Origin of the sequence: Streptomyces sp. JJ36 (assembly GCF_021696945.1) — a bacterium.
Classification (GTDB): Bacteria; Actinomycetota; Actinomycetes; order Streptomycetales; family Streptomycetaceae; genus Streptomyces.
Map to the genome: position 1 here is coordinate 1 of NZ_JACYHE010000030.1, position 17763 is coordinate 17763.

At 75.4% G+C, this 17763-nt stretch carries 19 protein-coding genes and 1 pseudogene; 16 read left to right on the top strand and 4 right to left on the bottom strand.

Annotation, left to right across the window (positions count from 1 at the left end; translation table 11 throughout):
- Positions 1-339 precede the first annotated feature (339 nt).
- Complete coding sequence (locus HOY81_RS13890) at positions 340-768, top strand: pyridoxamine 5'-phosphate oxidase family protein (RefSeq protein ID WP_237320655.1); 429 nt, start codon at positions 340-342, stop codon at positions 766-768.
- Positions 769-918: 150 nt separating this feature from the next.
- Here the strand turns inward: HOY81_RS13890 and HOY81_RS13895 are convergent, their stop codons facing one another.
- Together HOY81_RS13895 and HOY81_RS13900 are read right to left on the bottom strand one after the other, a co-directional pair.
- Positions 919-1953 (bottom strand): LacI family DNA-binding transcriptional regulator, encoded by a 1035-nt coding sequence (locus HOY81_RS13895; RefSeq protein ID WP_237320656.1) that lies wholly within the window; start codon positions 1951-1953, stop codon positions 919-921.
- A gap of 24 nt (positions 1954-1977) precedes the next feature.
- The gene (locus HOY81_RS13900) at positions 1978-2778 is read right to left on the bottom strand and encodes a response regulator transcription factor (RefSeq protein ID WP_237320657.1); all 801 of its coding nucleotides are present in this window, start codon (positions 2776-2778) and stop codon (positions 1978-1980) included.
- A 229-nt stretch (positions 2779-3007) separates the two neighbouring features.
- Between HOY81_RS13900 and HOY81_RS13905 the strand changes: the two genes are divergently transcribed.
- From HOY81_RS13905 to HOY81_RS13935, 7 genes and pseudogenes are all read left to right on the top strand, one after another.
- The gene (locus HOY81_RS13905; protein WP_237320658.1) at positions 3008-4252 is read left to right on the top strand and encodes an alpha/beta fold hydrolase; all 1245 of its coding nucleotides are present in this window, start codon (positions 3008-3010) and stop codon (positions 4250-4252) included.
- 439 nt (positions 4253-4691) lie between these two features.
- Positions 4692-4958 (top strand): MoaD/ThiS family protein, encoded by a 267-nt coding sequence (locus HOY81_RS13910; protein WP_237320659.1) that lies wholly within the window; start codon positions 4692-4694, stop codon positions 4956-4958.
- A gap of 185 nt (positions 4959-5143) precedes the next feature.
- Positions 5144-5875, top strand: a pseudogene (locus tag HOY81_RS13915) (hypothetical protein); the annotation flags it as partial.
- Between the two features lie 673 nt (positions 5876-6548).
- Complete coding sequence (locus tag HOY81_RS13925) at positions 6549-7265, top strand: DUF2993 domain-containing protein (protein ID WP_237320660.1); 717 nt, start codon at positions 6549-6551, stop codon at positions 7263-7265.
- A gap of 213 nt (positions 7266-7478) precedes the next feature.
- Positions 7479-7562: a putative leader peptide gene (locus HOY81_RS27730; protein ID WP_368857738.1), complete on the top strand. Its 84-nt coding sequence runs from the start codon at positions 7479-7481 to the stop codon at positions 7560-7562.
- Positions 7563-7706: 144 nt separating this feature from the next.
- Positions 7707-8546: a sulfurtransferase gene (locus HOY81_RS13930; protein ID WP_237320661.1), complete on the top strand. Its 840-nt coding sequence runs from the start codon at positions 7707-7709 to the stop codon at positions 8544-8546.
- 35 nt (positions 8547-8581) lie between these two features.
- A complete protein-coding gene (locus tag HOY81_RS13935; RefSeq protein WP_237320662.1) occupies positions 8582-8869 on the top strand; it encodes a DUF1416 domain-containing protein in 288 nt (95 codons plus the stop codon).
- 254 nt (positions 8870-9123) lie between these two features.
- Here the strand turns inward: HOY81_RS13935 and HOY81_RS13940 are convergent, their stop codons facing one another.
- Positions 9124-9486, bottom strand: coding sequence for a DsrE family protein (locus HOY81_RS13940; protein WP_237320663.1), 363 nt, complete (start codon positions 9484-9486; stop codon positions 9124-9126).
- Between the two features lie 130 nt (positions 9487-9616).
- On the opposite strand from HOY81_RS13940, the gene HOY81_RS13945 reads away from it, so the two are divergent.
- The 6 genes from HOY81_RS13945 (at position 9617) to HOY81_RS13970 (ending at position 14681) form a co-directional block, all read left to right on the top strand.
- Positions 9617-10615 (top strand): hypothetical protein, encoded by a 999-nt coding sequence (locus HOY81_RS13945; RefSeq protein ID WP_237320664.1) that lies wholly within the window; start codon positions 9617-9619, stop codon positions 10613-10615.
- Positions 10616-10632: 17 nt separating this feature from the next.
- The gene (locus HOY81_RS13950) at positions 10633-11361 is read left to right on the top strand and encodes a hypothetical protein (RefSeq protein WP_237320665.1); all 729 of its coding nucleotides are present in this window, start codon (positions 10633-10635) and stop codon (positions 11359-11361) included.
- A complete protein-coding gene (locus HOY81_RS13955) occupies positions 11358-12302 on the top strand; it encodes a hypothetical protein (protein WP_237320666.1) in 945 nt (314 codons plus the stop codon). The genes HOY81_RS13950 and HOY81_RS13955 overlap by 4 nt, the downstream gene beginning before the upstream one ends.
- Positions 12303-12628: 326 nt before the next feature.
- Positions 12629-13192 (top strand): FABP family protein, encoded by a 564-nt coding sequence (locus tag HOY81_RS13960; protein WP_237320667.1) that lies wholly within the window; start codon positions 12629-12631, stop codon positions 13190-13192.
- 31 nt (positions 13193-13223) lie between these two features.
- Complete coding sequence (locus tag HOY81_RS13965; protein WP_237320668.1) at positions 13224-13670, top strand: Fur family transcriptional regulator; 447 nt, start codon at positions 13224-13226, stop codon at positions 13668-13670.
- 33 nt (positions 13671-13703) lie between these two features.
- Complete coding sequence (locus HOY81_RS13970; protein ID WP_237320669.1) at positions 13704-14681, top strand: folate-binding protein YgfZ; 978 nt, start codon at positions 13704-13706, stop codon at positions 14679-14681.
- Between the two features lie 58 nt (positions 14682-14739).
- Here HOY81_RS13970 and dtd read toward each other — a convergent pair whose 3' ends face one another.
- The gene (gene dtd, locus HOY81_RS13975; protein ID WP_237320670.1) at positions 14740-15165 is read right to left on the bottom strand and encodes a D-aminoacyl-tRNA deacylase; all 426 of its coding nucleotides are present in this window, start codon (positions 15163-15165) and stop codon (positions 14740-14742) included.
- A gap of 229 nt (positions 15166-15394) precedes the next feature.
- Between dtd and HOY81_RS13980 the strand changes: the two genes are divergently transcribed.
- Together HOY81_RS13980 and HOY81_RS13985 are read left to right on the top strand one after the other, a co-directional pair.
- Positions 15395-16003 (top strand): ABC transporter substrate-binding protein, encoded by a 609-nt coding sequence (locus tag HOY81_RS13980; protein ID WP_237320671.1) that lies wholly within the window; start codon positions 15395-15397, stop codon positions 16001-16003.
- Positions 16004-16731: 728 nt separating this feature from the next.
- Positions 16732-17760: an asparaginase gene (locus tag HOY81_RS13985; RefSeq protein WP_237320672.1), complete on the top strand. Its 1029-nt coding sequence runs from the start codon at positions 16732-16734 to the stop codon at positions 17758-17760.
- Positions 17761-17763: the final 3 nt, after the last annotated feature.

Here is a 17763-nt window from a genome sequence, read left to right on the forward strand (position 1 = left end):
GGCGGGGGGGGGGCCGCGGGCGGGGGGGGGGCCGGCGGGGTGGGGGTGGGGCGGGCGGCGCGGGCGGCAGCCCGTGCGGGGTGGTGGCGGCGTGCGGGGGCGCCGGCTCGGGCGAGGCTCCCGGCGGGCCGGCCGGGGGCGGCGGAGAGGTGGCTGCGGAAGGTGCGTCGTGGGTGTGCATGCCGCCCAGCGTGGGCGGCGCTGATGAGAATCGGCTGAGGACGGCGTGAGTCGTCCCTTCACACCGGGGCGGTTCGCGCGGAGTTCCCCGAGCGGGGGCGCCCGCTCGCGTACGCTGACCCGCAGCCGGTACGACGGAGCGCGCCGAAGGAGGCCCGGGTGGCCCTGTCCCGTGCAGAACGTGAGCGGTTTCTGGCCGAGCCGCATGTCGCCGCCCTGTCCGTCGACTCCGGGGAGGAGTCGCGCGGCCCGCTGACGGTGCCCGTCTGGTACCAGTACGCGCCGGGCGGCGAGGTCTGGGTACTGACCGGCAGGGACTCCCGCAAGCACCGGCTCGTCGCCCGGGCGGGCCGCTGCACGCTGCTGGTGCAGCGGCTGGAGCCGACGGTCGCCTACGTGTCGGTGGAGGGCCCGGTCGTACGGACCGGGCCGGGCACCCGGGAGGCGCTGGAGGAGCTGGCCGCGCGCTATCTGCCGCCGGAGAAGGTGCAGGGGTATGTGGAGTTCGCCCTGAAGGACCACGGCGAGCAGGTGATCCTGTATCTGCGGCCGGAGCACTGGCTGTCCGCGGACCTCGGCGCCGTCTGAGGAGCGTCGTCCGAGGACCGCCGTCCGAGGGCCGCCGTCTGCGGGCCGCCGTCCGAGGGCCGTCGCGTCGGCGCTCCCGGTCGCCGGTGTACGGCCGGTGTGCGGCGGGACCCGGCAGGCCGCCCGCGCGGCGGGACGGGGGCCGGTGGGTCAGCCGGCGGGCGGCGCGCAGCCGCAGGAGGCGCGGACCACCAGGCCGGAGGGGAAGAGCCGGACCCGCTCGCGCCGGGAGCCGGCCACCCGGAGGCCGTCGTCCAGCACCAGGTCGACGGCGGCGCGCGCCATCGCCTCCCGGTCGGAGGCCACCGTGGTGAGCGGCGGGTCGGTGAGCGCCGCCTCCTTGACGTCGTCAAAGCCCGCCACGGCCAGCTCGCCGGGCACGTCGAGTCCGAGCTCGCGGGCCGCCCGGAGCACCCCGATGGCCTGGTCGTCCGTCGAGCAGAACACCGCCGGGGGGCGGTCCGGTCCGCCGAGCAGGTCGAGCGCGACCTTGTAGGTGTCGTAGCGGTTGTACGGGGCCTTGAAGAGGCGCCCCTCCACCGGGCGCCCGGCCTCCCGCATGGCCCGGCTCCAGCCCTCGACGTGGTCGGTGACCGGATCGCCGTTCTCCGGCGTGGACTCGAGACCGCCCAGGCAGGCCACGTAGTCGTGCCCGTGCTCCAGCAGGTGCCGGGTGGCGAGCTGCGCGCCGTTGACGTCGTCCAGCACGACGGCGACGTCGTCGATCGCCTCGGGCCGCCGGTGCAGCAGCACCACCCGGGCGTCCCAGGCGTCGATCTCGACGGCGGACCGCTCGCTGGGACCCTGGCTGATCAGGATGAGACCGGAGACGCGCATGCCGAGGAAGGCGCGCAGATAGTGCACCTCGCGCTCGTCGAGATAGTCGGAGTTCCCGACCAGGACCATCTTGCCGCGGTCCGCCGCGGCCTGTTCCACCGCGTGCGCCATCTCCGCGAAGAAGGGTTGCCGGGCGTCCGGGACGATGAGGCCTATCAGGTCCGTGCGCCGCGAGGCCATCGCCTGCGCCACCCGGTCCGGCCGGTACCCCAGCTCCTTGATGGCCGCGAGGACGCGCTCCCGGGTGGCGGGGGCGACCGGGCGCGGCCCGTTGTTGATCACATAGCTGACCACCGCGGTCGAGGTACCCGCCAGTCTTGCCACATCGTCCCGCGTCACCTTGGCCACGGCGGTCAGTCTACGCGCGACGGGTCACCCCTCGGCCCGGCCCGTACGGGAGGGCTCCGCGCCGTCCGCCGCCTGCCGGGTGACCTCCTCGGCGGCGTCGGCCACGGCACGGGCCTCCGCCTTCGCCTTCTTCCCCTCCGCGGACTTGTCGCCCTTCTCGGGGGAGACGAAGCGGTAGCCGACGTTCCGCACGGTGCCGATGAGCGACTCGTGCTCCGGGCCCAGCTTGGCGCGGAGCCGCCGCACGTGGACGTCGACGGTGCGGGTGCCGCCGAAGTAGTCGTAGCCCCAGACCTCCTGCAGGAGCTGTGCCCGGGTGAAGACCCGGCCCGGGTGCTGCGCGAGGTACTTGAGGAGCTCGAACTCCTTGAAGGTGAGGTCCAGCACCCGGCCCTTGAGCTTGGCGCTGTAGGTGGCCTCGTCCACGGAGAGGTCGCCGTTGCGGATCTCCATCGGGCTGGCGTCCGCGCCGATCTGGAGCCGTCCGGTGGCCAGTCGCAGCCGGGCCTCCACCTCGGCGGGACCGGCGGTGTCCAGGATGACGTCGTCGACGCCCCATTCGGCGGTGACCGCGGCCAGCCCGCCCTCGGTCACGATCAGCACCAGCGGGCACCCCGGGCCCGTCGAGCGCAGCAACTGGCACAGGGAGCGGACCTGCGGCAGGTCCCGTCGGCCGTCGATCAGTATGACGTCGGCGCCGGGAGTGTTCACCAGGGCGGGCCCCTCGGCGGGCGCCACCCGGACGTTGTGCAGCAGCAGGCCGAGCGCGGGCAGGACCTCCGCGGACGGCTGGAGGGCGTTGGTGAGCAGCAGCAGCGAACTCATGCGGACGCACCCCCCGCCGGTGCGGGCTGCGCCGCGTTCGTATGGTCTCCGTTGCCTTTACGCGTACCCATGACGTCGGGTCCCTTCCTCGGTCCCTGCGAGGCGAATGGCGGCACAGCGTCGTACCCGGCGGCTCCCGGCGACCGGCCGCTCCGGAGGAGGGCTGCCGAAAGCACGAAAGGACCCGGGGGCGACTCTGCCCGGATCCTTCTCCCAGCAGAATAGCCGAATGAGCAGCACAGGGAAGTGTGAGTTCGCCCGCGTAGGTCGCGAGGCGGTCACGGAGCGTGTCCGCCGGGCGTCCCTGACGGCGGCGGACGGAGTGCCGATCGAGGCCGCATACCTGCCGTATGCACCGCCGGGCGCGGGGCCCGGGAGCGGGCCGCGGGACGGTCCGGGCGGCCGGCGGGACGAAGGCTCCGGGGACGGTCCGGGCGCGCGTGCGGGCAACACCGCCGGGGCCGGTACGGACCCCGCGGGCGTACCGGTGATCGTGCTGGCGCACGGCTTCACGGGGTCGCTCGAACGGCCCGCGCTCCGGCGGGCCGCGCAGGTGTGCGCCCGGCACGCCGCGGTGGTGACCTTCTCGTTCCGCGGTCACGGCGGCTCGGGCGGGCGCTCCACGGTGGGCGACCGCGAGGTGCTCGACCTCGCGGCGGCGGTCCGCTGGGCCCGGTCACTCGGGCACCCGCGGGTGGCCACCCTCGGGTTCTCGATGGGCGGCTCGGTGACCGTACGGCACGGCGCGCTCTACCGGCCGCGGGACGCCGGGGACGGTGACACGGTGTGGCCGCCCGGCCGGCCGGAGGGCGACGTGGCGCGCGAGGGGCGCACGGTGGCGTACGAGGGGGCACGCGCGCTGGCGCGGGCCCATACGGAGGCGGAGGAACAGGCCGGCGCAGACCCGTCCGGGCCCTCCGACGCCCTCGCGGCAGCCGACGCCCGCCGGGCGAAGGCCCCGGACGGCGCGGGTACGGCGGACGGCGACGGTGCGGCGAACAGCACGGGGGCGGCGGACGCGGGGGCGGTGGAGAACGCCGGGGCAGTGGAGGACGCCGGGGCAGTGGACGCGCACGCCGACGCGGTGGTGGCGGTGAGCGCGCCCGCCCGCTGGTACTACCGGGGCACCGCACCCATGCGGCGGCTGCACTGGGTGATCGAGCAGCCGGTCGGGCGGCTGGTCTCCCGCTGGGGACTGCGGACGCGTGTCCACCCGGAGGGCTGGGACCCCGTGCCGCTCTCGCCCACGGCGGCTGCACCGCTGCTCAGCCCGACCCCGCTGCTGGTCGTGCACGGCGACCAGGACGCCTACTTCCCCGTCGACCACCCGCTCGCCCTGGCGCGGGCCGCCGACCCGGAGCACACCGAGCTCTGGCTGGAACACGGTTTCGGCCACGCGGAGAACGCGGCGGAGCCGGAGCTGCTCAACCGCATCGCCGCCTGGGCGGCCCGCCGTGCCACGGAGGCCGGCTGAACACCTCCGGGACGCCCACCGGCAGGTCCCGGTAGGCACCGGGCGGGGTGCCGCGCCGAAGCACGAGCCGGCCACGGCCCGGCCCGGCACGACCGCCCGGCGCCCCGCACCCGGGCTGCCCCCGGGGGCCTCCGGGCCCTCGCGGGGAACGCGGCTGCCGTCCGGCACGGTGGCCCGTGCCGCGCGGGCTTCCCCCGGCCCCGCCGGTGACCATCGCCCGGCCGGTCCGGCGTCCGGGCGGGTCCGGCCCCCGCGGCGGCGGGCACTGCGGAGAGCGCCCGCCACCGGGACGCGTCGATCACCCGCACCGGCGCCCGGCGGAGGACGCGCGCCCCCGCGGCAAGGCGCGCGCCCCGTCCGTACCGGGCCCCGGCGCCGTCCGCACCCCGGGCGGCGCGCCATCATGGAACCCGCAACGGCACACGGCGAGAGGACCAGCATGGCGAGCGGGACGATCCGCTACTGGGCGGCGGCCAAATCCGCCGCCGGGCTCGCGGAGGAGACGTACGAGGCCGGTACGCTCGCCGAGGCGCTGGACGCCGCCCGCGCCCGGCACACGGAGCGCCCGGAGTTCGCCCGGGTCCTGCGACGCTGCTCGTTCCTGGTGGACGGCGCCCAGGTGGGTTCGCGCGCGCATCAGGAGGTCCCGTTGACCGAGGGCGGCACGGTCGAGGTGCTCCCGCCGTTCGCCGGGGGTGCCCGGTGAGCGACACCCGGCCGGGCAGAGCCCCGGCACACCCCTCCCCCGGCCCGCTCCCCCCGGAGCGCCCGGCCGCGCCCCCGCAGGCGGGCGGCACCGCCCCGGCCCCCGGCACGGGCGACGCGGGGACCGGCCGGGCGGATCGCCCCGCGGCGCGCCCGTCTCCCGGAGGCGGCCGGCGCCGCCGCGAGAGCCCGCTGATCGCCCCCGGCCTGCTCCCGGCCGCGCTGACCGCCGGGCTCGCGGGGCTGCTCGCGCTGACCGCCCCGCTCCCCCGCCCGGTGACGGCCTGCGCCGTCGTCCTGCTCCAGGCGCTGACCGCGGCCGGCTGGTACCGGCTGAACGGCATGTGGCCCGCCCGGCAGGGCATCGCACTGGCGTTCCTGTCCGGGGTCGCCACCGACGCCGCGCTGCTGGCGACCGATCGCGGGCAGGCCCCGACCGTGATGCTGGCCACGCTCGGCGTCTGGTGCGTGCTGGTGCCGGCGCTCCAGCTCCGCAACCACGCGAGCCCCGACGAACGCCTCTACGCGCTCACCGCGGCGCTCGCCGCCTCCGCGCTCACCGTGCTCGCCGCCGGCCACCTCGCGGCCGTCCCCTGGTCCGCCGCCACGCTCACCGTGGGCGCCGCGGCGGTCGCCGCGGCGACGCTGGTACGGGCGCTGCCGCTGCCGCCCTTCGCGGGACCGGCCGCCGCCCTGCTCGCGGCGGCGGGCGCGGGCTACGCGACGGGGCTGCCGGCCGGGTCGGCGGGCGACGAGGGCGCCCTGACCGGGCTGGCCGCAGGCGCGTGCGCGCTGCTCGGGCTGCGGGTGGCGAGCTACGACCGTCCCTCCCGCTTCGTGCACCTGACCGCCGGGGTGGCGCTGCCCCTGACCCTGGCCGCGCCCGCGGTGTACGTGCTGGGCCGCGCCCTGTCCTGAGCAGCCGCCGTACCTACCGCGGCCCGGGGCGGCCAGGCCTGTACCGGGCCCGGGCCCGGCTGCTCCCGCCGCCCCGGGCGAGCGCAGCCGGCGTACCGATCTCCCACCGGGCACACCTCGGGCGCACCCGGCCGCCCACCGGCCACACACCGGACCCACCCGAGCCCAGACGGCCCGCACCGGGCGCACCCCCGCACGCACCAGACCCATCCGCCCCGCACCGGACACACCGGCCACACTCCTGCCACATACCGGGCACCCCCGAGCCCAGACGGCCCGCACCGGACACGCGGCGGGCACACCCCCGAACACACCGGACCCGGCCGCCCCGCACCGGGCGCCCCGGTCGGCGGCGACCGGGGCGTCCGGCCACCGGCAGGCCCCCTGCGGGCGCGGTCCCGGCGGTCCCCGTGGCGGGTCCGCGCCGGGCCCGGGAGGTGCCCGACCGCGGCGCGGCGGCGGCGCACCGGACCACCCTGCGCCGGTGGGCCCCGCAGGGGGCCGGCCGGGCCCCGTTCCGATGCGGCGCGGCCCACCCCCGCCCTGTTCCGGCCCGGTCCCCGCCCTGTCCCGGCGCTGCAACGGCTCGGCCCGGCGGCGTGCAGCGCCCCGCACCGGGGACGTACCCGCGGGTTAGGCTCGCGGGAGTCGAGCGCCTGGGGGAATTTCCGCGATGCGTGCACTTCGCATAAGTCTTGTCGTCCTCGCCGTCCTGGCGGGTCTCTTCGTCGCGGCGGACCGGATCGCCGTGCACCTCGCCGAGGAGCGGGCCGCCGAGCAGGTCGCGGAGTCCGAGGGGCTGACCGGCACCGAGTCCGTCTCCGTCTCCATCAACGGTTTCCCGTTCCTGACCCAGGCTCTGGGCAGGGAGCTGGACGAGGTGGACGTCGAGCTGACCGGCATGACCGCGGAGGCGCGGGGCCGCCGGATCACGGTCACGGAGGTGGACGCGCAGCTCTCGCACGTCCGGATCGGGGAGAACTTCTCCTCCGCCACGGCCGAGCAGGCCACCGGCACCGCCCGGATCTCCTACGAGGACCTGACCGCCAGCGCCCCCACGGGCGTCAAGGTCTCCTACGCCGGCGCGGACCGGGCCGCCCGGAACCAGGTGCGGCTCACCGCCAGCGTGCAGCTCCTCGGGCAGACGGTGAAGATCCCGCGCCCCTTCTACAGCAGCGTCCGGCTGGAGGGCGGCGACCGGGTGAAGCTGCGGGCCGAGGAGATTCCCCTGGGGGGCATCCCGGGCGCCGAGGACCGTGTCCGGGGGCTGGTGGACTTCGGCTCGACCGTCCACGGGCTGCCCGAGGGGCTGGATCTGGCCGAGGCGGAGGTGACGAAGGAGGGCGTGACCTTCGCGCTGGAGGGGCAGGACGTGCGCCTCGCGGGGTGAGGCGTTTCCGGGCGCGCCCGGCCCTCGGCAGACCGCGCGTCCCACAGGGCGAGACGAGCGCGTCCGCAAGGCAGATCACCGCGCGGAGCGGGCGTACGGGGGCGGCCGCGGCCCGGAGCGGCGGGAGCATGTCATCCCGCATCACAGACGCTTTTGTCTCATCATGCGGATTCACGGTGACACGGACCCCTGCGGCTCCTTACGATCGGTCGCATGAAGCGACAGGCGGATCTCACCAAGCGACGGGCGGTCGACCTCTGCCGCGTCGCCGCCATGCTCTGTCGCACCGCCGTCTGACGGCCGTCTCCCGGTGTGGCGCACCGGCCCGACGCCCGGCCGTTCGCACCGCCGCACCACCGCACCGTTTCCGCACCGGCGCGTCCCGCCGTGCCGCGTGCCCGTACGCCCGCGTACGCACCCACCGCCCTCCGGAGGAGAACCATGAGCCGCAGTGACGTCCTGGTGGACGCCGACTGGGTCGAGGCCCGTATCGACGACCCGAAGACGGTCATCGTCGAGGTGGACGAGGACACCTCGGCCTACGACAAGAACCACATCCGCAACGCCGTCCGCATCGACTGGAAGCAGGACCTCCAGGACCCGGTGCGCCGCGACTTCGTCGACCAGGCCGGCTTCGAGAAGCTGCTCTCGGAGAAGGGCATCGCCAACGACGACACGGTCGTCCTCTACGGCGGCAACAACAACTGGTTCGCCGCCTACGCCTACTGGTACTTCAAGCTCTACGGCCACCAGGACGTGAAGCTCCTGGACGGCGGCCGCAAGAAGTGGGAGCTGGACTCCCGCGACCTGGTCGCCGAGGTGCCGGAGCGCCCGAAGACCACGTACACGGCGCAGCCGCAGGACACCTCCATCCGCGCCTTCCGCGACGAGGTCGTCGACGCGATCGGCACCAAGAACCTGGTGGACGTGCGGTCCCCCGACGAGTTCAGCGGGAAGCTGCTCGCCCCGGCCCACCTGCCGCAGGAGCAGTCGCAGCGCCCGGGCCACGTGCCGAGCGCGCGCAACATCCCGTGGTCGAAGTCGGCCAACGACGACGGCACCTTCAAGTCGGACGACGAGCTGAAGGACCTCTACGAGCAGGAAGGCGTGGACCTGGGCAAGGACACCATCGCCTACTGCCGCATCGGTGAGCGGTCCGCCCACACCTGGTTCGTGCTGCACGAGCTGCTCGGCCAGCAGAACGTGAAGAACTACGACGGCTCCTGGACCGAGTACGGCTCGCTGGTCGGTGTGCCGGTCGAGCTCGGCGCCGACGACTGACGGCCGACCGGCCTCACCGAAGGGAAGGAAACCCCATGTGCGGAGCACAGGCAGGCGGCCCGGACGCCTCCACCATCAAGCCCGGCGAGACCACCATCCAGGGCAGTGTGACGCGTGACGGCGAGCCCGTCACCGGCTACGTGCGGCTGCTGGACAGCACCGGCGAGTTCACCGCGGAGGTCCCGACCTCCGCCACCGGCCAGTTCCGCTTCTACGCGGCCGAGGGCACCTGGACGGTGCGGGCGCTGGTGCCGGGCGGCACCGCGGACCGTACGGTCGTCGCCCAGCAGGGCGGGCTCGCGGAGGTCGCGATCGCCGTCTGAGCGCGCCCGGGCGCGCGCGCCGACGCGCGCCGGGCCGCGTGCCCGGTTCCCGGCCGAGGGCCGCACCCGCGGGTTGGACGCCTGGGTGCGGCCCTCGCGCGTGCAAGGCCGGACACGCCGGTCCGGACCGGGACGGGTCCGCACCGGCCCGGTCCGGGACGTGTACCGGACGGCCCGGCCCGGGTCCGGCACTCCGGGGCGCGCGGCCGGGGCGCGGCCCGGCCGTGCGATTCCGACCGTGCGCTCGGCGGACGTCAGTAGACGAGGGCCTGCGTCTCGTCCGCCATCGCCTCACCCACGAAGACCTGCGCCCCGGCGATGCGGACGCCCTCCAGCAGGTCCGGCTCCTCGATGCCGCGCCGCTTGGCGCACTGGGCGCAGAGCGTGATGCGGCCGTTGGCCTGGACACCTTCGATCAGCTCCGGCAGCGGCGCGGCGTGCGGCAGCTCGAACTCCGCCGCGCGCCCCGGCAGCGCGAACCACGCCGACTCGCCGGTCAGCCACAGCGACACCTCGACGCCGCTGGCCGCCGCGACCGCGGCCACCGTGAACGCCTGCGAGCACCGCTCGGGGGCGTCCGCCCCCGCCGTCACCTTGATCACCAGCTTCTTCGCCATGCCCCCACGGTATGCGGCGGCCGGAGGTTCCCCGGGCGGGCCTGCCGCAACCCGATCGTGATCAGGAGAAGGGGCAACCATGGCCCTCCGCGCCTTGTCTGCGCATGGACAAGAACAGTGGAGGACATGCATGGAGAAGGCCGTTCCCCCGACGCAGCCACCCCCGGAGCCCGCGCAGATCGCCGCGGCACCGGAGGCTCCGGTGGCCGCGGAGGCACCGAAGGCCGCAGAAACCGCACCGGGCACGGATGTCGCGGCGGCACCGGAGGCCGCGCACGCCGTGCCGGAGACGACCGCCGGCACCCCGGAGACCGCCGGGACAGCCGACACCGCCGGAACCGCCGGCACGCCTGCGGCTCCCGGAGCACCGCCGGAGGCGCCCGGCCCGGGCGCGCCCGGCGGCACCGCGGGACGGCGACACCCCCGCGGCCGTACGACGCTGATCCTGGCCGCCGCGGCGCTGCTCGGCGTCGTCGCCGGGGTGGCCACCGGCTACACCGTCCAGGCCGGCCGGAAGCCGACGCCGCTGGCGCCGCTCTCCCAGGACGCGCTGGCGTACCCGGACAAGCCGCTCCCGGCCGACGCCGTGGAGCCGGTCCCGGCGGAGCACGACCGCCGCGTGAAGACGGACGGCGACCTGCGCGACCTGCTGGTGCGCAAGCCCGAGGGCGCCCAGGAGGTCACGGAGCGGATCGCCCCGGACGGCTGGATGACGCCCTATGGGCACAGCGGTGAAGGCCACGAGTTCGAGAAGATCCTCGAACGCGACCTGCGCCGCATCGCCGTGACCGCGTGGGAAGACGGTGACCGGTTCGTGGTCGTCCGCCTGGTCCAGTACCAGCAGATCCAGGAACGCTCCGCGCGGGCGTTCGTCGACAACGAGCACTTCTACCTCACCCGGGAGGGGTACGCCGACTACGACGGCCGCGCCATCGAGGGCTCCGCGGACGGCCGCTACTACGCCTTCGACGAGCCGGTGCCCCCGGGCGAGCTGGGGCCGTACCGGTATCTTGCGCGCGCCGTCGCCTCGCAGGGCGACGTGGCCATGGACATCTGGATCACGGGCTCCTCCCGCATCTCCGAGAAGGAGATCCGGAAGGTGGCCGAACGGCAGTGGGGGCGGCTGTGAAGAAGAGCGGCAGCGGCATGCTGCGCACCCTCCTGACCGGCCTGCTGGTGTTCGCCGCCGCGGGCGGCGGTGTCGCCTGGACCGCGGTCACCGTGACCGGCGCGGACCGCACGGCGCCCACCACCGTGTGGGAGAAGCCGGAGAAGACCCCCTCCGAGGACGATCCGGCACCGAACGCCGCCAAGGGCCGCCAGGACAACCCGCTGAGCCGGCAGCTCCTGCCCGTACCGGCCAACTACCGGCTCGGCCCGGACATCGACGAGTTCGGCAACGACGTGCACCTCACCGGCGCGCAGGCGACGGCTCTGATGGAACAGGGCGGCGCCGACCTGCCGCCCGCACAACGCCGGGAGCACCGGAAGTTCGTACGGAACCTCGACGTCCAGGGCCTGGCCATGCGTTCGTACGTGCTCTACAGCAACGACCTCGCCGTCGAGATCCAGCTCGCCCACATGAAGAACCGGAAGGCCGTGCGAGAGCTGGCCACCGGGCGGAAGCAACTGGTGAAGGAGCTGTCGATCCTCCGCGACGGGCCCGGGATCAAGGGATATCGGGACGCCGCATGCCTGCTGCCGCCGAAGGACGAGGAGAGCGATCTGGAACTGATGCTGTGCACCGCTCACCAGGACGACATGCTCGTGACCCTCACGGCGTCCGGGACGAAGCCCTTCCGGGAGGACGACGTGGCGGACCTGCTGAAGAAGCAGCTCGACCGGCTGGCGAAGGGCGGGGGGCAGTACGTATGAGCGAGTCGTACCAGGACGACCCCGGAGTGGTGGCGGCGGGGGCGCCCGCGCCGCCGGAGAGCACACCGGCGCCGGAGGCTCCCGGAACCGGCGAGGCCGCCGGGTCCCCGAACGCTCCCGGGGCCGACGAGGCCACAGGGACTCCCGGGGCCGCCGAGGTACCCGAGGCCCCGCGGAGGCGGCGGGTGCTGCGGGCCGTCGGGCGCTGGACGGCGGCGGTCACCCTCTTCGGCACGCTGGGCGGCGGGATCGCCTACGGGATCACGGTGCCCGAGCGGACCGACGTGCCGGGGCTCGGCACCCGGAGCGACGGCCGCTGGGACTACCCCGAGCTCGAGCTGCCCGCGCTGCCGTCCGGCTCGCCCCGCCCCTTCGCCGAGGGGAACGAGGCCGAGGTGCACCATGCGGACGTCCGCGACCTGCTGCTGCCGCCCCCGGCGGGCGCCAGAGCGGCGGAGAAGCCGCTGCCGGGCGTCGACGGCGACTGGGTGTCGCTGGAGGACTTCGCCGCCCGGTTCCGCGAGGCGGACCGGGGCACCGTCGTGGAGACGCTCGACTCCGCCGGGGTGCGGCACATCGCGGGGCGGGGCTGGTCCATGCCCGACGGCACCCGGACGAGCGTCTACCTGCTCCGGTTCCCCACCGGCGCCACCGCCGGGGAGTACCACGCGGACGTGGTCGCCTCGGGCCTCTCCCCCGAACTGTTGCTCTCCTCAGCCCCGAGCGCCACGCTCGACGACGTGTGGCCCGAGAAGGCCCAGGTGCCGAACGTCGAGCGCTACTCCTACGACGAACTGAAGCCGCGCGGCGAGGAACATGTGCGGCAGGCCTGGCTGATCGCCGGGGACACGGTGGCACTGGTCGTGCAGTCCCGGGAGGGGAAGGCGCACGAGGTGCCGTTCCAGCAGACGGTGATCCTCCAGTCCCAGCTCCTGGGGTGAGGTGCGGACCCGCCAGGCGGGGGCGGGGCCCAGGCCCACCACGGCCCCCGGCCCCGCCTCCGCCGCGGCGGACCTCACACGCCGCCCCCTGCCGATGCCGACTAGACTCGGGGGCGGCCCACCGCCGAGATCCGTACGCCCGAGGAGAGCCCGACGTGCTGCACGCCTTCTTCACCGCCCTGATGGTCCTGGTGGCCGTCGGGACCCTGGCCTTCGCCGCCCTCACCGTCAAGAAGCTCTACCAGGGCCAGCGCTGACCGCGGGGCCCTGCTCCGGAGCGCCGACCGCCGGTAACCGTCCGCTTCCACAGATCGTCTGAGTTCCCCATGATCGAGATCCCGTCCGACCTGCATCCGGACCTCGTGCCCCTCGCCTTCCTGCTCGGCAACTGGACGGGCGCGGGCGTCGCCGAGTTCCCGGGCACGGAGAAGTGCAACTTCGGGCAGGAGGTGACCTTCAGCCACGACGGCCGGGACTTCCTGGAGTACGTCTCGCACAGCTGGGTGCTGGACGCCGAGGGGAGGAAGACGGACCCGCTGGAGACCGAGACCGGCTACTGGCGCATCGACTCCGCACGGCAGGTCGAGGCCGTGATGATCCGCGACCAGGGCGTCGCGGAGGTCTGGTACGGCGAGCTGGCCGACCAGAAGCCGCAGATCGACCTGGCCACGGACGCCGTCGCGCGCACCGGCTCGGCCGGCCCGTACAGCGGCGGCAAGCGGCTCTACGGGTACGTGAAGGGCGACCTGATGTGGGTGGGCGAGAAGTCCACCCCCGAGGTGCCGCTGCGGCCGTACATGTCGGCGCACCTGAAGAAGGCCGTCGACCCGCGGGAGTGGGCCAAGGACGTGAAGGACCTGCCGGACGACGGCATCGCCTTCTTCACGTAGGCCGCCCCGGCACACCTCCTACACTTGCCCTGTGGCGACCACCGACTGGCAGAGCGATCTGAGAGCGCGCGGGTACCGGCTGACCCCGCAGCGCCAGCTCGTGCTGGAGGCCGTGGACAAGCTGGAGCACTCCACGCCGGACGAGATCCTGGCCGAGGTGCGGCGCACCGCGGGCGGCGTGAACATCTCCACGGTCTACCGCACCCTGGAGCTGCTGGAGGAGCTCGGGCTCGTCTCCCACGCCCACCTGGGGCACGGCGCACCGACCTATCACCTGGCCGACCGGCACCACCACATGCATCTGGTCTGCCGGGACTGCACCGAGGTGATCGAGGCGGATCTGGCGGTCGCGGAGCCGTTCACCGCGCAGCTCCGGGAGACCTTCGGCTTCGAGACCGACATGAAGCACTTCGCGATCTTCGGCCGGTGCCGGGAGTGCGGGGCGCGCGCCGGCGACGCGGCGGCCGGGCGGGACTGAGGGACCGCGGCGGGGCGCCGTAGGCTGGGCGGTATGAAGAGTCCGCTCCTCTCACTCCCCGGCGCGGTGCCCGCGGAGGGCCCGGACGAAGGCGTCGCCGCCCACTACGGCGACCTCTTCCGCGAGCAGCGCGCACTCGCCGACGGCGCCGGCTTTGTCGATCTCTCGCACCGCGGTGTGGTCACCGTCTCCGGCGAGGACCGGCTGTCCTGGCTCCATCTCCTGCTCACCCAGCATGTGAGCGAGCTGCCCCCGTTCCGGGCCACGGAGGCGCTCATCCTCTCCGCGCACGGCCACATCGAGCATGCGGTCTCCCTCGTCGACGACGGGGAGACGGTCTGGATGCACACCGAGCCCGGCCGGCAGGGTGATCTGCTGGCGTATCTGGAGAGCATGAAGTTCTTCTACCGGGTCGAGCTGCGCGACCGGACGGAGGAGTACGCGGTCGTGCACCTGCCGGCCGGCTCCATCGCGCCCGCCCCGGAGGGCGCGGTCGTACGGGAGACCGCGCACGGCCGGGACCTGTTCCTGCCCCGGGGCGGGCTGGAGGCGTTCGCCGAACGGGGGACGGCCGGGCCGCCCCTCGGAGTCCTGGCGCACGAGGCGCTGCGGGTCGAGGCCCGGCGGCCCCGGCTCGGCATGGAGACGGATCACCGGACGATCCCGCACGAGGTGGGGTGGATCGGCTCCGCCGTCCATCTGCAGAAGGGCTGCTACCGCGGGCAGGAGACCGTCGCGCGCGTCCACAACCTGGGGAAGCCGCCGCGGCGGCTGGTCTTCCTGCACCTGGACGGCAGTGAGGTGCGCATCCCGGTGCACGGCGATCCGGTGCGGCTGGCGGCGGACGGCGTGGAGGGCCGGCAGCTCGGCTTCATCACCACCTCGGCACGCCACCACGAGCTGGGCCCCGTCGCACTGGCCCTGGTCAAGCGGAACGTGCCCGCGGAGGCCGAGCTGATCGCGGGCGAGGACGCCACCGCGGCGGCGCAGGAGGTCGTCGTCGCGCCCTGAGCGGCCCGTGAGCCGCCTCCGGGGCGGCGCGGGCCGGGGCCCGGGCCACCCCGGGGTCTCAGATCTCCAGTAGCACGGTGAACGGGCCGTCGTTCGTCAGCGAGACCTTCATGCTCGCGCCGAAGCGGCCCGTCGCCACCTCCGCGCCCAGCTCCCGCAGCCGGGCGACGACCTCGTCCACCAGGGACTCGGCCACGGGCCCCGGTGCGGCGGCGTTCCAGGTAGGGCGGCGGCCCTTGCGGGCGTCACCGTAGAGGGTGAACTGACTGACCACGAGGAGCGGTGCCCCCAGGTCGGAGCAGGACTTCTCGCCCTCCAGGATGCGCAGCGACCACAGCTTCCGCGCGAGTTGCGCGGCCTTCTCGGGGGTGTCGTCGTGCGTCACGCCGACCAGCGCGCACAGGCCCGGCCCCAGGATCTCCCCGACGGTCTCCCCGTCCACGACGACGCTCGCGCCGTCGACTCTCTGCACCACGGCTCGCATGCGGCCATCATGCCGGGCACGCCGGGTGTCCGGCACACCGCCCCGCAGGGGCCCGGGGCTGGCCGCCGTGGGGGGACGAGGGGGGCCGTACGGGTCCCGGGGTGCGGCCGTACGGGTGCGCACGCTCTGCGGAGACGGTCGACGCGGTGGCACGATGCGGTTACACGGTGCGCACACGCGGTGCGTACCATGGCCACCGCGGGCAAAGGGTACGAGGGGACGTAAACCCATGAACACAGCCGGATCCGGGCGGGCGTCCGGCGGCGCGCGCGATGCTGCCGCAGCGCCGGGGCCGCGGTCCCGTCCGCCCCGGCAGCGCGGCGTGCGGGAGACGCGCCGCACGCTGCTGCGGGAGCGGACCGTGCCGCCGGACCTGGCGGGCCTGAGTCTGCCGGAGCTTCGCGAGCTGCGGCGCTCGGCCCACCAGGAGGAGGCGGACCTCAGCTATGTGCGGCGGCTGTTGCAGGGCCGCATCGACATCCTCCGGGCCGAGCTGACCCGGCGGGCGGAGCCCGGGTCGCCGCTGCTGGACCTGCTGCCGCAGATCCTCGCGGACGGGCCGTCCCGGCAGCGCTCGGCCCGGCATGTGACCCTCTCCACGCCACAGGGCGAGGAGTACCGCGAGCTGGCGGAGGAGATGCTCGGTGAGGTCGGCCTCTCCGACCTCACCGCGCGCACGGACGAGGAGCTGCAGGGCGCCATGGGCCGGCTGAAGCGGTACGAACAGCAGGCCTCGGAGCGCCGCCAGGCGCTGCAGAACACCGCGGACGACTGCAGCGCGGAGATCGCCCGGCGCTACCGCGACGGCGAGGCACAGGTGGCGGACCTGCTGCCGTAGGCGGCGGGCCGCAGGCGCGCCGTACCCGCCACCGCAGCGAGGACCACGGGGAGCGCACCGGCACCCGGCGCGGTGGGGTCGCCGGCTCCCCGAGGGCCGCCCCGCGCCGGCCCGGCCCGACGCGCTGTGGTGCCCCCGCGCCGGGCCACGGCGGGCGCCGCGACCCGGCCGGGAGGGGTCCACCGCCTCCGCGGGCGCGCCCCGCGCACCGTGCCGGCGGCCTCCGCACAGCGGTGCGGGGAGGGCCACACCACTCCGGGCCCCGGCCCGGCGGAGCTCCTGACCTCCGCAGCGGCAGGGCCCGGGCCGTTGCGGACTGCGCCGGGGCTCCATTCCGCCCCGGCGCGGTTCACCGCCTCCGCGGGGCCGCCCCGGATGCGGTGCGGCGCCCCGCTGCGAGCGGCGGCGCGGACCACCGCCCCGGAACACCCCGGTCCCGGCCCGGAGGGGTTCACCACCTTCGTCGGGGCCGCCCCGGGCGCCGGGCGGCGAGGGCCACCGCCTCCGGGAGCCCCGGGCCCGGCCGGGCAGCGGACCCGGCAGCGGACCCGTCGGCTGGAGACCTGGCCCGCCGGGCGGCTACGGTAAGGACCGTTGCCGGAGCACGCTCCCGTACCCCGCGGGACCCGCTCCCGTACGACGCACCTCCCCGCGCCACCGCACCGGACGCCCGGACCCGCTCCGGACACCGGACCCGCGACGTGGCGCGGGCCGCACGGAAGGCCGCCATGTCCTCGCACCGCCCGGAAGCCGCCCCGCAGGGCGCCGCCGACCCCGCCATAGCCACGCCGGACGTACCGCCCGCCGGGCCGGCCGCGGCGCCGCCCGTGCTCGCCGAGGTGGTGCGGTCGGGCTTCGTGGAGGGGGCCCACCGGGGCTCCCTGGTGGTGCTCGGCGCCGACGGCGGCGTGGAACGCGCGCTCGGCGACGTCTCCTCCCCCGTCTTCCCACGCTCGGCGAACAAGCCGGTGCAGGCGGCCGCCGTGCTCCACGCCGGGCTGGAGCTGCGTGGCGAGCGGCTCGCCCTGGCGGCCGCCAGCCACTCCGGCGAGGACTTCCACCTGGAGCTGGTGGAGAAGATGCTGGCCGAGCACGGGCTGACCGAGGACGACCTGCGGTGCCCGCCCGACCTGCCGCTGGACCGCGAGGAGGCCGAGGCCCTGCTGGCGGCGGGCGGCACTCGCCGCCGGCTGGTGATGAACTGCTCGGGCAAGCACGCCGCGATGCTCGCCGCCTGCCGCGCCAACGGCTGGCCCCTGGAGAGCTACCTCTCCGCCGGTCACCCGCTCCAGCGCCTCGTGGCCGGCACCCTGACCGGGCTCTCCGGCGAGCCGGTCGCGCACACCGGCGTGGACGGCTGCGGCGCCCCGCTGATGGCCGTCTCGCTGACCGGCCTGGCCCGCACCTTCCGTGCGTTCGCGCTGGCCGGCGCCGGCACCCCGGAGGGACGGGTCGCGGAGGCCATGCGCGCCCACCCGGAGTACGTGGCGGGCACCCGGCGGCACGACACCTGGCTGATGCGGGAGGTGCCGGGCAGCCTCTCCAAGATGGGCGCGGAGGCCGTGCAGGCGGTGGCGCTGCCGGACGGGCGCGCGCTGGCGTTCAAGCTGGAGGACGGCGCGGCGCGGGCACTGGCGCCCGTGCTGGCCCGCGCGCTGACCACGCTGGGCGTCTCCGGCCCGGTGCTCGGACGGCTGGCGGACGCGCCGCTGCTCGGCGGCGGCCGCCCGGTGGGGACGGTCCGCGCGGCGTTCTGAGCC

What these genes read in the sequence shown, in the direction of transcription:
- HOY81_RS13900 (WP_237320657.1), bottom strand. Translation starts at nt 2,778, where the DNA reads ATGAGTTCGCTGCTGCTGCTCACCAACGCCCTCCAGCCGTCCGCGGAG.
- HOY81_RS13905 (WP_237320658.1), top strand. Translation starts at nt 3,008, where the DNA reads ATGAGCAGCACAGGGAAGTGTGAGTTCGCCCGCGTAGGTCGCGAGGCG.
- HOY81_RS13910 (WP_237320659.1), top strand. Translation starts at nt 4,692, where the DNA reads ATGGCGAGCGGGACGATCCGCTACTGGGCGGCGGCCAAATCCGCCGCC.
- HOY81_RS13925 (WP_237320660.1), top strand. Translation starts at nt 6,549, where the DNA reads ATGCGTGCACTTCGCATAAGTCTTGTCGTCCTCGCCGTCCTGGCGGGT.
- HOY81_RS27730 (WP_368857738.1), top strand. Translation starts at nt 7,479, where the DNA reads ATGAAGCGACAGGCGGATCTCACCAAGCGACGGGCGGTCGACCTCTGC.
- HOY81_RS13930 (WP_237320661.1), top strand. Translation starts at nt 7,707, where the DNA reads ATGAGCCGCAGTGACGTCCTGGTGGACGCCGACTGGGTCGAGGCCCGT.
- HOY81_RS13935 (WP_237320662.1), top strand. Translation starts at nt 8,582, where the DNA reads ATGTGCGGAGCACAGGCAGGCGGCCCGGACGCCTCCACCATCAAGCCC.
- HOY81_RS13940 (WP_237320663.1), bottom strand. Translation starts at nt 9,486, where the DNA reads ATGGCGAAGAAGCTGGTGATCAAGGTGACGGCGGGGGCGGACGCCCCC.
- HOY81_RS13945 (WP_237320664.1), top strand. Translation starts at nt 9,617, where the DNA reads ATGGAGAAGGCCGTTCCCCCGACGCAGCCACCCCCGGAGCCCGCGCAG.
- HOY81_RS13950 (WP_237320665.1), top strand. Translation starts at nt 10,633, where the DNA reads ATGCTGCGCACCCTCCTGACCGGCCTGCTGGTGTTCGCCGCCGCGGGC.
- HOY81_RS13955 (WP_237320666.1), top strand. Translation starts at nt 11,358, where the DNA reads ATGAGCGAGTCGTACCAGGACGACCCCGGAGTGGTGGCGGCGGGGGCG.
- HOY81_RS13960 (WP_237320667.1), top strand. Translation starts at nt 12,629, where the DNA reads ATGATCGAGATCCCGTCCGACCTGCATCCGGACCTCGTGCCCCTCGCC.
- HOY81_RS13970 (WP_237320669.1), top strand. Translation starts at nt 13,704, where the DNA reads ATGAAGAGTCCGCTCCTCTCACTCCCCGGCGCGGTGCCCGCGGAGGGC.
- dtd (WP_237320670.1), bottom strand. Translation starts at nt 15,165, where the DNA reads ATGCGAGCCGTGGTGCAGAGAGTCGACGGCGCGAGCGTCGTCGTGGAC.
- HOY81_RS13980 (WP_237320671.1), top strand. Translation starts at nt 15,395, where the DNA reads ATGAACACAGCCGGATCCGGGCGGGCGTCCGGCGGCGCGCGCGATGCT.
- HOY81_RS13985 (WP_237320672.1), top strand. Translation starts at nt 16,732, where the DNA reads ATGTCCTCGCACCGCCCGGAAGCCGCCCCGCAGGGCGCCGCCGACCCC.